The 13,900-nt window shown below is 67.6% G+C and carries 24 protein-coding genes; 1 reads left to right on the top strand and 23 read right to left on the bottom strand.

The genetic code is table 11. The features are described from left to right. Positions 1–8 precede the first annotated feature (8 nt). From rplO to V6S02_RS00350, 21 genes are all read right to left on the bottom strand, one after another. Positions 9–605 carry a 50S ribosomal protein L15 gene (gene rplO, locus V6S02_RS00450; RefSeq protein ID WP_124291695.1) on the bottom strand — a complete coding sequence of 199 codons (597 nt, stop codon included), beginning with the start codon at positions 603–605 and terminating at the stop codon, positions 9–11. Continuing rightward, complete coding sequence (gene rpmD / locus V6S02_RS00445; RefSeq protein WP_124291696.1) at positions 605–790, bottom strand: 50S ribosomal protein L30; 186 nt, start codon at positions 788–790, stop codon at positions 605–607. Before rpmD ends, rplO begins: the two co-directional genes overlap by 1 nt. Further along, positions 790–1,452, bottom strand: a complete 663-nt coding sequence (rpsE, locus tag V6S02_RS00440; protein WP_124291697.1) for a 30S ribosomal protein S5 — start codon at positions 1,450–1,452, stop codon at positions 790–792. Before rpsE ends, rpmD begins: the two co-directional genes overlap by 1 nt. Positions 1,453–1,472: 20 nt before the next feature. Then, positions 1,473–1,832, bottom strand: coding sequence for a 50S ribosomal protein L18 (gene rplR, locus V6S02_RS00435; RefSeq protein ID WP_124291698.1), 360 nt, complete (start codon positions 1,830–1,832; stop codon positions 1,473–1,475). Positions 1,833–1,834: 2 nt separating this feature from the next. Beyond that, entirely contained in the window at positions 1,835–2,371 is a 537-nt protein-coding gene (gene rplF / locus V6S02_RS00430) for a 50S ribosomal protein L6 (protein WP_124291699.1), read from the bottom strand. Positions 2,372–2,377: 6 nt separating this feature from the next. Continuing rightward, on the bottom strand, positions 2,378–2,776 hold the full coding sequence (gene rpsH, locus V6S02_RS00425) for a 30S ribosomal protein S8 (protein WP_124291700.1): 399 nt from the start codon (positions 2,774–2,776) through the stop codon (positions 2,378–2,380). Between the two features lie 69 nt (positions 2,777–2,845). Next, complete coding sequence (gene rplE, locus V6S02_RS00420; protein ID WP_124291701.1) at positions 2,846–3,436, bottom strand: 50S ribosomal protein L5; 591 nt, start codon at positions 3,434–3,436, stop codon at positions 2,846–2,848. 2 nt (positions 3,437–3,438) lie between these two features. After that, a complete protein-coding gene (gene rplX, locus V6S02_RS00415; RefSeq protein WP_124291702.1) occupies positions 3,439–3,798 on the bottom strand; it encodes a 50S ribosomal protein L24 in 360 nt (119 codons plus the stop codon). A gap of 2 nt (positions 3,799–3,800) precedes the next feature. Then, entirely contained in the window at positions 3,801–4,169 is a 369-nt protein-coding gene (gene rplN / locus V6S02_RS00410) for a 50S ribosomal protein L14 (protein ID WP_124291703.1), read from the bottom strand. Positions 4,170–4,172: 3 nt separating this feature from the next. Beyond that, the gene (rpsQ, locus tag V6S02_RS00405; RefSeq protein WP_164478113.1) at positions 4,173–4,508 is read right to left on the bottom strand and encodes a 30S ribosomal protein S17; all 336 of its coding nucleotides are present in this window, start codon (positions 4,506–4,508) and stop codon (positions 4,173–4,175) included. After that, positions 4,508–4,825, bottom strand: a complete 318-nt coding sequence (rpmC, locus tag V6S02_RS00400; RefSeq protein WP_124291704.1) for a 50S ribosomal protein L29 — start codon at positions 4,823–4,825, stop codon at positions 4,508–4,510. Before rpmC ends, rpsQ begins: the two co-directional genes overlap by 1 nt. Then, positions 4,825–5,244 carry a 50S ribosomal protein L16 gene (rplP, locus tag V6S02_RS00395; RefSeq protein WP_124291705.1) on the bottom strand — a complete coding sequence of 140 codons (420 nt, stop codon included), beginning with the start codon at positions 5,242–5,244 and terminating at the stop codon, positions 4,825–4,827. Before rplP ends, rpmC begins: the two co-directional genes overlap by 1 nt. Continuing rightward, positions 5,244–5,999: a 30S ribosomal protein S3 gene (rpsC, locus tag V6S02_RS00390; RefSeq protein ID WP_124291706.1), complete on the bottom strand. Its 756-nt coding sequence runs from the start codon at positions 5,997–5,999 to the stop codon at positions 5,244–5,246. The genes rplP and rpsC overlap by 1 nt, the downstream gene beginning before the upstream one ends. Next, a complete protein-coding gene (gene rplV, locus V6S02_RS00385) occupies positions 5,999–6,397 on the bottom strand; it encodes a 50S ribosomal protein L22 (RefSeq protein WP_124291707.1) in 399 nt (132 codons plus the stop codon). The genes rpsC and rplV overlap by 1 nt, the downstream gene beginning before the upstream one ends. A gap of 23 nt (positions 6,398–6,420) precedes the next feature. Next, positions 6,421–6,702, bottom strand: coding sequence for a 30S ribosomal protein S19 (rpsS, locus tag V6S02_RS00380; RefSeq protein ID WP_124291708.1), 282 nt, complete (start codon positions 6,700–6,702; stop codon positions 6,421–6,423). A 13-nt stretch (positions 6,703–6,715) separates the two neighbouring features. Beyond that, positions 6,716–7,555, bottom strand: coding sequence for a 50S ribosomal protein L2 (gene rplB, locus V6S02_RS00375; RefSeq protein ID WP_124291709.1), 840 nt, complete (start codon positions 7,553–7,555; stop codon positions 6,716–6,718). Positions 7,556–7,577: 22 nt separating this feature from the next. Continuing rightward, entirely contained in the window at positions 7,578–7,883 is a 306-nt protein-coding gene (rplW, locus tag V6S02_RS00370; RefSeq protein WP_124291710.1) for a 50S ribosomal protein L23, read from the bottom strand. Then, the gene (rplD, locus tag V6S02_RS00365) at positions 7,880–8,542 is read right to left on the bottom strand and encodes a 50S ribosomal protein L4 (protein WP_124291711.1); all 663 of its coding nucleotides are present in this window, start codon (positions 8,540–8,542) and stop codon (positions 7,880–7,882) included. The genes rplW and rplD overlap by 4 nt, the downstream gene beginning before the upstream one ends. Positions 8,543–8,547: 5 nt before the next feature. Continuing rightward, a complete protein-coding gene (rplC, locus tag V6S02_RS00360) occupies positions 8,548–9,207 on the bottom strand; it encodes a 50S ribosomal protein L3 (protein ID WP_124291712.1) in 660 nt (219 codons plus the stop codon). 11 nt (positions 9,208–9,218) lie between these two features. Beyond that, a complete protein-coding gene (gene rpsJ / locus V6S02_RS00355; RefSeq protein ID WP_045246810.1) occupies positions 9,219–9,527 on the bottom strand; it encodes a 30S ribosomal protein S10 in 309 nt (102 codons plus the stop codon). Positions 9,528–9,924: 397 nt separating this feature from the next. Beyond that, positions 9,925–10,140 carry an Rv0909 family putative TA system antitoxin gene (locus V6S02_RS00350; protein ID WP_322410116.1) on the bottom strand — a complete coding sequence of 72 codons (216 nt, stop codon included), beginning with the start codon at positions 10,138–10,140 and terminating at the stop codon, positions 9,925–9,927. Positions 10,141–10,385: 245 nt separating this feature from the next. On the opposite strand from V6S02_RS00350, the gene V6S02_RS00345 reads away from it, so the two are divergent. Then, positions 10,386–11,258 carry an endonuclease domain-containing protein gene (locus tag V6S02_RS00345; RefSeq protein WP_336399417.1) on the top strand — a complete coding sequence of 291 codons (873 nt, stop codon included), beginning with the start codon at positions 10,386–10,388 and terminating at the stop codon, positions 11,256–11,258. Between the two features lie 86 nt (positions 11,259–11,344). On the opposite strand, the gene V6S02_RS00340 is transcribed toward V6S02_RS00345, so the two are convergent. After that, positions 11,345–12,319 (bottom strand): class C sortase, encoded by a 975-nt coding sequence (locus tag V6S02_RS00340; protein ID WP_336399415.1) that lies wholly within the window; start codon positions 12,317–12,319, stop codon positions 11,345–11,347. A gap of 22 nt (positions 12,320–12,341) precedes the next feature. Beyond that, positions 12,342–13,847 carry a SpaH/EbpB family LPXTG-anchored major pilin gene (locus V6S02_RS00335; RefSeq protein ID WP_336399414.1) on the bottom strand — a complete coding sequence of 502 codons (1,506 nt, stop codon included), beginning with the start codon at positions 13,845–13,847 and terminating at the stop codon, positions 12,342–12,344. Positions 13,848–13,900: the final 53 nt, after the last annotated feature.

The following is a 13,900-nucleotide window of genomic DNA, read 5'->3' as shown; positions in this document are numbered from 1 at the left end:
TGCAGGCCTTACTGGGCGGTGCCCGCCGACTCGCCGGCGGAGACCGAGCCGCCCGCGGCGACGATCTTCTGCTCAGCGGAGCCCGACACCTTGTCGACCGAGACGTTGAGCGCGACCGAGATGTCGCCGGTGCCGAGCACCTTGACCTTCTCGTTCTTGCGCACCGCGCCCTTGGCGACCAGGTCGCCGATGGTCACGTCGCCGCCCTGCGGGTAGAGCTCGGCGAGCTTGTCGAGGTTGACCACCTGGTACTCGACGCGGAACGGGTTCTTGAACCCGCGCAGCTTCGGCGTACGCATGTGGAGGGGCATCTGCCCACCCTCGAAGCCGACCTTGACCTGGTAGCGGGCCTTGGTTCCCTTGGTACCGCGACCGGCCGTCTTACCCTTCGAACCCTCACCGCGACCCACGCGGGTCTTGGCGGTGTGAGCACCGGGGACCGGGCGGAGGTGGTGCACCTTGAGCACGCCCGGGCGCGAAGCCGGGGCATCCTTCTTCGGCGCGCTCTTCGCAGCGGTCTCCTTCTTGGGCGCAGTCTTGCGCGCCGTGGTCTTCTTCGGCGCGGACTCGACGGCCTCGGCCGTCTCTTCCTTCTTCTCCGCCATCAGTCGATCTCCTCAACCTTCACGAGGTGGGCGACAGTGCGCACGTACCCGCGGGTCTGGGCGTCATCGGGACGGACGACGGTGTCGCCGATCCGCTTGAGACCCAGGCTCCGGAGGGTGTCGCGCTGATTCTGCTTCTCGCTCACCTTGGACTTGATCTGCGTCACCTTCAGACGCGCAGCCATCAGGCACCTACCTTCGCTGCTGCCGCGGCCTCGGCCTCGGCGCGGACCAGACGGGCGGGAGCGACCTGGTCGAAGTCCAGTCCACGGCGCGCGGCGACGTGACGGGGCTCCTCCAGCTGCTTCAGCGCCTCGACGGTCGCGTGGACGATGTTGATCGTGTTCGACGAACCGAGCGACTTCGACAGCACGTCGTGGATACCCGCGCACTCGAGGACGGCACGCACCGGGCCGCCCGCGATCACACCGGTACCGGCGGCGGCGGGGCGCAGGAGCACCACACCGGCGGCAGCCTCACCCTGGACGGGGTGCGGGATGGTCGAGGCGACGCGGGGCACGCGGAAGAAGTTCCGCTTGGCCTCTTCGACGCCCTTCGAGATCGCCAGCGGCACCTCTCGGGCCTTGCCGTAGCCGACGCCCACGAGCCCGTTGCCGTCGCCGACGACGACGAGCGCGGTGAAGCTGAAGCGACGACCACCCTTGACGACCTTCGACACGCGGTTGATCGTCACGACGCGCTCGAGGAACTGGCTCTCGCTGCGGTCGCGCGACCCACGGTCGCGGTTCGGGTTGCGCTCACGTCCACCGCGGCGCGGCTCGCGCTCACGCTCGGCGGGAGCGGTGGCGGCCTCGGCCGGAGCCTCGGCAGCGGCCTCTGCGGTCACGTTGTTCTCCTTGTTGTCACTCACAGGTTGAGCCCCCCTTCGCGGGCGCCGTCGGCGATGGCCGCGACACGACCTGCGTATCGGTTGCCGCCGCGGTCGAACACCACGTCGGAGACGCCGGCGGCCTTCGCGCGCTCAGCGACCAGCTCGCCGACCTTGCGGGCCTTGGCGGTCTTGTCACCGTCGAACCCGCGCAGGTCGGTTTCGAGCGTCGATGCGGATGCCACGGTGTGGCCCTTGCTGTCGTCGACGACCTGGACGAACACGTGGCGTGCCGAACGGGTGACGACCAGGCGGGGACGCTCGGAGGTGCCGACGACCTTCTTGCGAAGGCGGGCGTGACGGCGCGACCGCGCGTCGGACTTCGTCTTCACAGCCATGGTTACTTACCAGCCTTTCCGGCCTTGCGCCGAACGACCTCGCCGGCGTAGCGCACACCCTTGCCCTTGTACGGCTCGGGCTTGCGGATCTTGCGGATGTTCGCAGCCACCTCGCCGACGGCCTGCTTGTCGATGCCGCTCACGGTGACCTTGTTGTTGCCCTCGACCGTGAGCGTGATGCCCGCGGGGGGCTCGACGAGCACCGGGTGCGAGAAGCCGAGCGCGAACTCGATCGAGCTGCCCTTCTGCGCGACGCGGTAGCCGGTGCCGACGACCTCGAGGCCCTTGGTGTAGCCCTGGGTGACGCCGATGATGTTGTTGTTGATGAGCGTGCGGGTCAGGCCGTGGAGCGACCGCGACTCGCGCTCGTCGTCGGGACGGGTGACGATCACCTGGTTGTCCTCGACCTTGACTTCGATGGGACGGGCCACGGTGAGCGCGAGCTCGCCCTTGGGGCCCTTGACCGCGACGTCCTGTCCGGTCACCGTGATGGTGACGCCGGAGGGGATGTCGATCGGGAGACGTCCGATACGCGACATGTCAGATCACCACACGTAGGCGAGGACTTCCCCACCCACGCCCTTCTGCTCGGCCTGACGGTCGGTGAGAAGACCGGAGGAGGTGGACAGGATGGCAACGCCCAGACCGCCGAGGACCGTGGGGATCTCGGAGGACTTCGCGTAGACGCGCAGGCCCGGCTTCGACACGCGCTTGATGCCGGCGATGGACCGCTCGCGGTTCGGGCCGTACTTCAGCGTCAGGGTCAGCGTCTGGCCGACACGGGCGTCCTCGACGGCCCAGTCGGAGATGTAGCCCTCCTGCTTGAGGATGTCGGCGATGTGGGTCTTGAGCTTCGAGCTCGGCAGCGACACGGAGTCGTGGTGCGCCGAGTTCGCGTTGCGCAGACGGGTCAGCATGTCAGCGACCGGGTCTGTCATCGTCATTTCTTAGCTTCTTTCGTTCATGAGGTATCGGCAGCCGTTACACGACTGACGACCTTCCATGGTCAGGTGTTACTGCTGTGCGCCCTCGGCGCGGAAGGGGAAGCCGAGGTGGCGCAGGAGCGCGCGGCCCTCGTCATCCGTCTTCGCCGACGTCACGATCGTGATGTCGAACCCGCGGACGCGGTCGATCTTGTCCTGGTTGATCTCGTGGAAGACCGACTGCTCCTGCAGGCCGAAGGTGTAGTTGCCGTTGCCGTCGAACTGCGTGCCCGACAGGCCGCGGAAGTCGCGGATGCGAGGCAGAGCCAGGTTGACCAGGCGGTCCAGGAACTCCCACGCGCGGTCGCCCCGCAGGGTGACGTGCGCGCCGATGGCCTGGCCCTCACGCAGCTTGAACTGCGCGATGGACTTGCGGGCCTTGGTCACGACCGGCTTCTGACCGGTGATCTTGGTGAGGTCGTCGACCGCACCATCGATCACCTTGCTGTCGCGAGCTGCCTCGCCGACACCGGTGTTGACCACGACCTTCACGAGGCCCGGAATCTGCATGACGTTGGCGTAGCCGAACTCGTCCTGCAGCTTCTTCTGGATCTCGGACTTGTACTTCTGCTTCAGGCGGGGCTGGATTTTGCCAGCCTCGACGGCAGTTGCGCTGCTCATATTCAGAGGTCCTTGCCTGACTTCTTCGCGTAGCGCACGCGGACGGTGCGCTTCACGCCGTCCTTGACCTGCTCCTCGACGCGGTGACCGACGCGGGTCGGCTTCTTCGTCTGGGGGTCGACCAGGGAGACGTTGGAGATGTGGATCGGGGCTTCCATCGTTTCGATGCCACCCGTCTTGGTGCCGCGCTGGGACTGGCCCACGCGGTTGTGCTTGGTGACGAAGTTCACGCCTTCGACGATCACGCGGTTCTGCTCGGGAAGGACCTCGAGGACCTTGCCCTGCTTACCGCGGTCTCCGCCGCGCTCGGGCTTGGCGCCCGAGATGACCTGAACCAGGTCGCCCTTCTTGATCTTCGCCATGATCAGATGACCTCCGGGGCGAGCGAGACGATCTTCATGAACCGCTTGTCGCGCAGCTCACGGCCGACCGGCCCGAAGATGCGGGTGCCGCGGGGCTCCCCGTCGCTCTTCAGGATGACGGCGGCGTTCTCGTCGAACTTGATGTATGAGCCGTCGGCACGTCGGGTCTGCTTGACCGTCCGGACGACGACCGCCTTGACGACGTCACCCTTCTTGACGTTGCCGCCGGGGATGGCGTCCTTCACGGTGGCGACGATGACGTCGCCCACGCCGGCGTACCGACGGTTGGAGCCGCCGAGCACGCGAATGGTGAGCAGCTCCTTGGCGCCGGTGTTGTCGGCGACCTTCAGCCGGGATTCGTTCTGAATCATGTCTTACTTCGCCTTCTCGAGGACCTCGACCAGACGCCACCGCTTGGTGGCCGACAGGGGTCGGGTCTCGTTGATGAGGACGAGGTCGCCGATGCCGGCCGTGTTGGCCTCGTCGTGCGCCTTCACCTTGGACGTGCGGCGGATGACCTTGCCGTACAGCGGGTGCTTCACGCGGTCCTCGACCTCGACGACGATGGTCTTGTCCATCTTGTCGCTGACGACGTAGCCGCGGCGGGCCTTGCGGTACCCGCGGGCATCGGCGTCGCGCACATCGTGCTCGGCGCTCTCGTGGCCCTTGACCTGCTCCTTGGCGGCGTCGGCCTTCTTCGCGGTGGCCATCACTCAGCCCCCTCTTCCTTCGCGGCCGAGTCAGCGGCATCCGCCTTCTTGGCCTTCGTCTTCTTGGTCTTCGTCGCGGTCTCCACCGGCGCGGGCGTGGCACGGATGCCGAGCTCGCGCTCACGGATCACGGTGTACAGCCGCGCGATGTCGCGCTTGACGGCGCGAATGCGGCCGTGGCTCTCGAGCTGGCCGGTGGCCGACTGGAAGCGCAGGTTGAACAGCTCTTCCTTGGCCTTGCGCAGCTCCTCGACCAGGCGCTGGTCTTCGAACGTGTCGAGCTCGCTCGGTGCGAGCGTCTTGGTGCCGATCGCCATTACGCGTCGCCCTCCTCGCGCTTGATGATGCGTGCCTTCAGGGGCAGCTTGTGGATGGCACGGGTGAGCGCCTCACGAGCGAGCTGCTCGTTCACGCCCGAGACCTCGAAGAGGACCCGGCCCGGCTTGACGTTGGCGACCCACCACTCCGGCGAACCCTTACCGGAACCCATGCGGGTTTCGGCGGGCTTCTTGGTGAGCGGTCGGTCGGGGTAGATGTTGATCCACACCTTGCCGCCACGCTTGATGTGACGGGTCATCGCGATACGAGCGGACTCGATCTGACGGTTCGTCACGTACGCGGGGGTGAGGGCCTGGATGCCGAACTCGCCGAAGGAGACCTTCGTGCCGCCGGTGGCCTGGCCCGAGCGACCCGGGTGGTGCTGCTTGCGGTACTTGACCTTGCGGGGAATGAGCATTACGCCGACGCTCCTTCTGCGACGGGGGCCTCGCTGCGGGGGCCACGGCGGCGGTCGCCGCGGTCGTCACGACCGCGCGACTTCGGCGCGTTCGCCTGCTCGCGTGCGAGTTCCTTGTTGGTGAGGTCGCCCTTGTAGATCCAGACCTTCACGCCGATGCGGCCGAAGGTGGTCTTAGCCTCGTAGAAGCCGTAGTCGATGTTCGCGCGAAGCGTGTGCAGCGGCACACGGCCCTCGCGGTAGAACTCCGAACGGCTCATCTCGGCGCCGCCGAGGCGACCGGAGACCTGGATGCGGACGCCCTTGGCGCCGGCGCGCTGCGCGCCCTGCAGACCCTTGCGCATCGCGCGGCGGAACGCCACACGAGCCGAGAGCTGCTCCGCGATGCCCTGGGCGACCAGCTGAGCGTCGGCCTCGGGGTTCTTCACCTCGAGGATGTTCAGCTGGATCTGCTTGCCGGTGAGCTTCTCGAGGTCGGCGCGGATGCGCTCGGCCTCGGCGCCGCGACGACCGATCACGATGCCCGGGCGGGCGGTGTGGATGTCGACGCGGACGCGGTCACGGGTGCGCTCGATCTCGATGTTGCTGACACCGGCGCGGTCGAGCTGCTTCTGCAGCAGCTGACGGATCTTGATGTCCTCGGCCACGTAGTCGGCGTAGCGCTGACCCGGCTTCGTCGAGTCGGAGAACCACCGCGACACGTGGTCGGTGGTGATGCCGAGGCGGAAGCCGTACGGGTTGACCTTCTGTCCCATTACTTGCTCGCCTTCTTGCTCGTGGCAGCCGGAGCCGTCTCGGCGACCTCGGGGGTCGACAGCACGACGGTGATGTGGCTGGTGCGCTTCTTGATCTGGAACGCACGACCCTGGGCACGGGGCTGGAAACGCTTGAGCGTCGTGCCCTCGTCCACGTACGCGTTCTTCACGTACAGGTCGGCGTCGTCGAGGTACTCGTTCTCCTTGTCGGCCTTGACGCGAGCATTCGCGATGGCCGACTCGACGAGCTTGTAGATGGGCTCACTGGCGCTCTGCTGAGCGAACTTCAGGATGGCCAGGGCCTCCTGAGCCTGCTTGCCCTTGATGAGAGCGACGACACGACGAGCCTTCTGAGGGGTCACGCGGATGTGTCGCACGCGTGCGATGGACTCCACCATTTCTCTCTCCTTGCGCCCCCGCGTCAGCGGCGGCGGCCCTTCTTGTCGTCCTTCTCGTGACCGCGGAAGGTGCGGGTGGGCGCGAACTCGCCCAGCTTGTGGCCGACCATCGTCTCGGTGACGAAGACCGGGATGTGCTTGCGGCCGTCGTGCACGGCGATCGTGTGGCCGAGCATGGCCGGCACGATCATCGAGCGACGTGACCACGTCTTGATGACGTTCTTGGTTCCCGCCTCGTTCTGCGAAACAACCTTGCGAAGCAGGTGCTCGTCGACGAAGGGGCCCTTCTTAAGACTGCGTGGCATCTGAAGTTCCTACCTACTTGCGCTTCTTGCCGGCGTTGCGACGGCGGACGATGAGCTTGTCGCTCTCCTTGTTGGCGTGGCGGGTGCGGCCCTCGGCCTGACCCCACGGCGACACCGGGTGACGACCACCCGAGGTCTTGCCCTCACCACCACCGTGCGGGTGGTCGACCGGGTTCATGGCGACACCACGCACGGTCGGGCGGACGCCCTTCCAGCGCTTGCGGCCGGCCTTGCCCCAGTTGATGTTGGACTGTTCGGCGTTGCCGACCTCGCCGATCGTCGCGCGGCAGCGGACGTCGACGTTGCGGATCTCACCCGAGGGCAGACGCAGCTGGGCGTACGGGCCGTCCTTCGCGACCAGGCGCACAGCGGCGCCGGCCGAGCGGGCCATCTTCGCGCCGCCACCGGGGCGGAGCTCGATGGCGTGGATGACGGTACCCGTGGGGATGTTGCGCAGCGGCAGGTTGTTGCCCGGCTTGATGTCCGCCGACGGACCCGACTCGACCACGTCGCCCTGCGCCAGCTTGTTCGGCGCGAGGATGTAGCGCTTCTCACCGTCGACGTAGTGCAGCAGCGCGATGCGCGCGGTGCGGTTGGGGTCGTACTCGATGTGCGCGACCTTGGCGTTCACGCCGTCCTTGTCGTCCCGACGGAAGTCGATGACGCGGTACTGGCGCTTGTGGCCACCACCGATGTGACGGGTCGTGATACGGCCCTGGTTGTTGCGGCCACCGGTCTTAGCCAGCGGGCGGAGGAGGGACTTCTCGGGCGTCGATCGGGTGATCTCGGCGAAGTCCGCCACCGACGAGCCGCGGCGACCGGGGGTCGTGGGCTTGTACTTGCGAATAGCCATGTTCTCGTCCTTATCCCGCCGGTCAGCCGACCGCGGTGAAGATGTCGATGGTGCCCGACTTCAGGGTCACGATGGCGCGCTTGGTGTCCTTGCGCTTGCCCATGCCGAAGCGGGTGCGACGGGCCTTGCCCGTGCGGTTCAGCGTGTTGACCGAGGCCACCTTGACGCCGAAGATCTTCTCGATCGCGAGCTTGATCTCGGTCTTGGTCGCCCGCGGGTCGACGAGGAAGGTGTACTTGCCCTCGTCGATGAGCCCGTAGCTCTTCTCGGACACGACCGGCTTCAGGATGATGTCGCGCGGGTCCTTATTGACGGCGATGTTGCTCATGCCGAGACCTCCTGGGTGGTGGCCGTGCGAGCCGAGACGAAGGCGTCGTACGCGGCCTTGGTGAAGACGATGTCGTCGGAGACGAGCACGTCGTAGGCGTTGAGCTGATCGAAGGACAGCACGTGGACGTACGCGAGGTTGCGGACGCTCATGACGCTGACCTCGTCGGTGCGCTCCACCACAACCAGGACGTTCTTGACGGCGCCGAGTGCGGTGAGCACGGACGCCGCGGCCTTGGTCGAGGGCGCATCGGTCACGCCGAGGGACTCGACGATGTGGAGGCGCTCACCACGGGCGCGGTCGCTCAGGGCGCCCAGGAGCGCCGCGGCGATCATCTTCTTGGGGGTGCGCTGCGAGTAGTCGCGGGGCTGCGGACCGTGGACGGTGCCACCGCCGCGGTGCTGCGGCATGCGGACCGAACCCTGACGGGCGTTACCCGTGCCCTTCTGCTTGAAGGGCTTGCGACCCGAACCCGAGACGTCGCCGCGGGTCTTGGTGGCGTGCGTCCCCTGGCGGGCGGCGGCGCGCTGGGCGACGACGACCTGGTGGATCAGCGGGATGTTCGTCTTGACGTCGAAGAGCGCGGCGGGCAGCTCGACAGAGCCGGCCTTCTTGCCGTCGGCCTTCAGGACGTCGAGCGCGAGAGTGGAGTCAGCCATGTCGATCAGGCACCCTTCACTGCGTTGCGGACGTAGACGGTACGGCCACGGGCACCGGGGACGGCGCCCTTGACGAGCAGCAGACCCTTCTCGGCGTCCACGGCGTGCACCGTGAGGTTGAGAACGGTCACGCGCTCGCCGCCCATACGGCCGGCCATGCGCATGCCCTTGAAGACGCGGCTCGGGGTCGACGATGCGCCGATCGAACCGGGCTTGCGGTGGTTTCGGTGAGCACCGTGCGAAGCCGAGACACCGGCGAAGTTGTGACGCTTCATCACACCCGCCGTGCCCTTGCCCTTGCTGGTGCCGACGACGTCGACCAGCTGGCCGGCCTCGAAGACGCCGTCCACCGTGAGCTCCTGACCGAGTGAGTAGTCAGCGGCGTCAGCGGTGCGCACCTCGGTGAGGTGACGGCGGGGGGTGACGCCCGCGGCCTCGAAGTGGGCCGTCAGGGGCTTGTTCACCTTGCGGGGGTCGATGGCGCCGGCGGCGATCTGGACGGCCGAGTAGCCGTCCTTCTCCGCGGTGCGGATCTGGGTGACCACGTTGGGGGTCACCTCGATGACGGTGACGGGAACGAGCTTGCCGTTCTCATCCCAGACCTGGGTCATGCCGAGCTTGGTGCCCAGCAGAGCCTTGGAGACTTTTTCGTTGATGTGTGCCATGTCGACGAACCTCAGAGCTTGATCTCGATGTTGACGTCGGCCGGCAGGTCAAGGCGCATCAACGAGTCGACGGCCTTGGGCGTGGGATCGATGATGTCGATCAGACGCTTGTGGGTGCGCATCTCGAAGTGCTCGCGGCTGTCCTTGTACTTGTGGGGCGACCGGATGACGACGACGACGTTCTTCTCCGTCGGGAGGGGCACAGGGCCCACGACCGTCGCGCCGGCACGGGTCACGGTGTCGACGATCTTGCGCGCCGACGAGTCGAGACCGGCGTGGTCGTACGACTTCAGTCGGATGCGGATCTTCTGTCCCGCCATGTGTCTGCTCACTCTCTTTCCGCGTCGTACCGTCCCGGAGGGCCCGGGGGCATTGGACGCACGGTGGCGCTGACGCGCCGTGGCACTTTCGCACCGCTTGCGCAGTGCGTGCTGCACCGCTGTTCTTCTGTCAATCCGGGCACGCGCGGCACCCGGCATCCGTGTCCCCTTCGGCACGCGAACGCGCGGCTCACGAGCCGGATGGGGAAGGATTTGTGCTGTTCTGCTGCCCGCGGCCTAGGCCTGTGGCGCTTGCGCACCGCCTATGCACTGCCCTGGCAGTGATCCGTCGCACGCCGAAGCGCGCCGGAATGTGGAACTGGAACAGTCTACGTGTCGCCCGGGCGTGTCGCAAACTCGGGCGTGTCGCGCCCGCGTGCCGGGCAGGATCGGCCTGCTACTGGTTGCCGATGTGCTTATCGATGTTGTCCCGGACGCCGTCGACGTGCTGGTCGACGCTGTCGGGGGCGACCTTCTTGACGAATTCCGCCGCGGCGTCGAGAGCCTTGTCGCTGACGCCCTCGGCCTGCTCCGACTTCAGCGTCTCGGCGATCTTGTCCTTGTTCTGGTCGAGGAATTGCTTCCCCTGATTCATCAGGTCGTCGATGCCCATTGCCTGCTCCTTCGCGAGGGTGTGGCCTCCATCATGCTCCTCCCCGCGCCGGATGGGGAGTGTCGGCGACACATCGGAGGAGATCGACAAGTGGGAGGCCGCCCACGTCGCATCCGCCCTCCCGTGTGCCGATCTCCTCCCGTCTGCGCGGCGTTCTCTCCTGCACACCCCGGCCGGCGCGTCATCCGTCCACAGATCGCCTCCCCATCGCGCCGACGCCGAGCGAGGCGCGCGAGGCTCGAATGGTGAGCAGGCCGGAGTCGATGAGGGATGCCGCGGTGCGGCGTCGACGCCAGGAGGTGCTCGCTTGCGTCGCCCGGACCGACGGCATCGCTTCCGTCGCGACCCTGACGCAGGGCGGCCACAGCCGCCACGTCATCGACGCGCTGTGCGCCGATGGAGCGCTAATCCGGCTCCGTAAGGGGTGGGTGGCGCTCCCGTCCGCTGATGCTCAGCTGATGGCAGCCGCCCGGCACGGGGTCGTCCTCACCTGCGTCACCCAGGCCGAGCGGCTCGGACTCTTCGTGCTGCACTCCCCCGCCGCACCGCACGTCGCCGCCCCACCGCATTCCGGTCGCGCCGGCCGTCTCGCCGCGACGGTCCACTGGGCGACGCCGGTGGTACCGCGGCATCCCCACAGCCTCATCGACGACATCGAGAACGTGCTCGTCTCGGTCGCATCCTGCCTCCCCGTCGAGGACGCGCTGGTCGTCTGGGAATCGGCGTTCCGCCAGGGGATCACGACACCACAGGCGCTCGCGCGCCTCCCGCTCCCGCCCACCGCTCGCGCCGTTCTCGACGCGGCCGACATGTTCTCGGACTCGGGCCTGGAAACACTCGTCGTGCCACGGTTGCGCTGGCTCGGGCTGCCGCTGCGCCGCCAGGTGTGGATCAGCGGCCACCGGGTCGACCTCCTCATCGGCGATCGCCTGGTGCTGCAGATCGACGGGGCGACCCACACGGGTCCGCAGCGCACGAGCGACATCACCCACGACGCCGAGCTGATGCTGCTCGGCTACCACGTGATCCGCATCGGGTACGAGCAGGTGGTGCACCGCTGGCCCGAAGTGCAGGACCGCATCATGCGCGCCGTCGCGCAGGGCCTTCACCGCGCGTGAACGGCGACGCTCGTCGGTGGGCCGCCGACGAGCGGGCGACACACGGGAGGAGATCGACGCACGGGAGGGCATCTCCGACCGCACAGTCAGTCGGTGAGCCGATCTCCTCCGCTCCGCGGCTGCGGTTCCGACCTCGGTCGCGCAGGCCTGCCCGACAGCCAGATGTAGACCACCGCGCCGGCGACGACGGCTGCCGAGATCAGAATCCACCAGGGGAAGGTCGGGATCTCGGGGCGCTTCCCGGCGTCGTCGACGTCTCGTTGCGGGGTGGGGATGACGCGCTCCGCCGTGACGAGGATGCGGTGGCTGTTGACTCCCAACGGTGTGCAGGTCACGAGAGTCATCAGGTCGCGCCCCGCCTGAGGCAGAAGCGCTTCGGTGTCTTCGGGCTGTACGACCACGGTGCGGACGACACGGTAGGTCAGCACCTCACCGAACACCTCCACCGTGAAGGTGTCATCGACCTCGACCCGGTCGAGATGGGTGAACAATTCGGATGTCGCGAGGCCGCGATGAGCAGTGAGGACCGAGTGGGTGGAAGCTCCTCCGACCGGAAGGGCGGTGCCCTGAAGATGGCCGACACCCCGACGCAGGACCGTCTCGCTCGTGCCGTGGTAGATCGGCAGGTCGATCTGGACGGAGGGGATCTTCAGACGGGCCATGAGGCCGTCGGCGTCGGCGGCGAGGACGGAGTCGTAGTCGGAGGGGTTCTCAGCGTCGCGCGCCAGCGGAAGGCGCTCGTTGGCCGCGACGTCGGCGCCGCCCGTGATCTCAGCGTTGTACGCCCGCGCGCGATCCAGTTCCTCGCGAAGGGTGTCGGCGCCCAGATCGCGGATGCCGTCGGAGTACCCGTCGATGCGCTGGGACTGCTCGTACTGCGAGAACCAGGCGGCGATCGACGGGTACTGCAGAAGACCCGCGCCGAGGATGCACAGCATGGCGATGACGCTCGGGATGAGGGGCATCCGCCACGCGCGCGCTGCGCGTGCCTCCCGCGCGTCGCGCCGCAGTCGCGACGACGGGGGCGGAGCGTCGGAACGCTCCACCCCCGCCTGTGTCATGCCAGTGATGCTACGCCCGGTGTCAGACCGCAGCGCTGTCCGCGACACGCGCCTGCGCGGCGCGACGACGAGCGACGATCACTGCGGCGCCGAGCGCGGTGAGGATCATCGCGGCACCACCGACGCTGAACCACAGACCGCCGTCGCCACCGGTGAGGGGCAGCGCGAAGGCCGGGACCTGCTGGTGCTGGAACTCGACGTAGTTGCGCACCGGAGGTACCGTCGAGGTCTCGCCCGCGACGACCTGCGTGACGACGCGGTCGGGCGTGGGGAGCTGGAAGCCGGCGGGCGGCGTCACCTCACGCACGTAGTAGGTGCCCGGCGTGATGATCGGGATCTCGACGAAGCCGTCGGCGCCGGTCGTCCACTGCGAGATCCCGTCGATGACGATCGGGTTCTGGTTGCGGTCGGCATCCTGCTGAGTGAGGTACACCTGGTAGACCGCACCCTGGAGCGGGGTCCGCTCACCGTTGCCGACCGCCTCGAAGGCGAACACCGTCAGCTGACCGATCGGCGTCACACCGATGACGGTCTCGGTCGAGCCGTTCACCGTGCCCGTCGCGATGTTCTCGATGCTGCCGTCAGCCGGAATCGAGACCGCGCGGGTCAGCACGTTGAAGCTCACATCCCCGCCCTGAAGGTTCGACAGGCGAAGCAGGCCCGCCGACGTGAAGGTCAGCGTCTGGTCGGCACCCGTGGTGGTGATCGCGTAGTCGGTCTCCGCGACGAAGTTCTGCGGGATGCCGGCGGCGTTCGTCACGACGACATTCGTCGGCGTCACGCCCGCAGGGGGCGTTTCCACGTACTCGAGCTCGGCGGGGATGGTGTCGGTGAGCACGAAGTTCTCAATGGTGTCGCCGGCCGCCAGCGTGGGGATGCTCGCGGCGATCCCCCAACGGATGAGGTCGGGGTTGCGTGCCTCGACGGAGTTGGCCGCCGGGGCGATGCGTGTCTTGGTCAGCTCGGTCACCGCGTTCTTCGGGTAGACGTGAACGTCGTAGATCCACTCATTCGCCGGAGCGCCGCTCGGACCCGTCGGGAAGGGAAGAGTCACGAGGAACGGAGCGACGGGGTTGGTCGCCTCGTCGGGGAGAGTCGTCTCGGTGACGAGGTAGAGACCGATCGGCAGATCTGCGGGGAAGGTCGCGACACCGGCGGTGTTCGTCGGGCCGGACGTGAACGATGTCGTGGACAGCCGCGTCGCCGCCTGTGCGGGCGTCAGGTTGGCGACGATCTCCCACCCCTGCGGGGTCAGCAGGTCGACGTCGGTGACCAGGGTCGCGGTGAACTCGGCGCCGGCGAGCGGGGTGCCGGGAACATTCGCGAGCTCCTGGCCGGTGCCGATCTGCTGAGGGCTCTCGGGCCCCAGGGCGTACTTGTGCACCGTGAGGCTGCGCGCCTGGTCGGGGTCGATGTTGCCGGGCAGGGTGACCGCCTGCGCGGGTGCGACCGCCGCCAGGGCGGTGAGCACACCGAGCGTCAGCGCGCCCAGGGCGGCTGTCGCTCGGCGGGCGATGGATGTGGACATTTTCTTTTCCCCCTTGGGTGTGGTGGTGGAGTGCGATGTTTTCGCGTCTGTGG

The sequence above is a fragment of the Microbacterium sp. CCNWLW134 genome (genome assembly GCF_037083565.1).
Taxonomy (GTDB): domain Bacteria; phylum Actinomycetota; class Actinomycetes; order Actinomycetales; family Microbacteriaceae; genus Microbacterium.
Note: the sequence above shows the minus strand (reverse complement) of the source record. Positions and strands in the feature narration are given on the sequence as shown.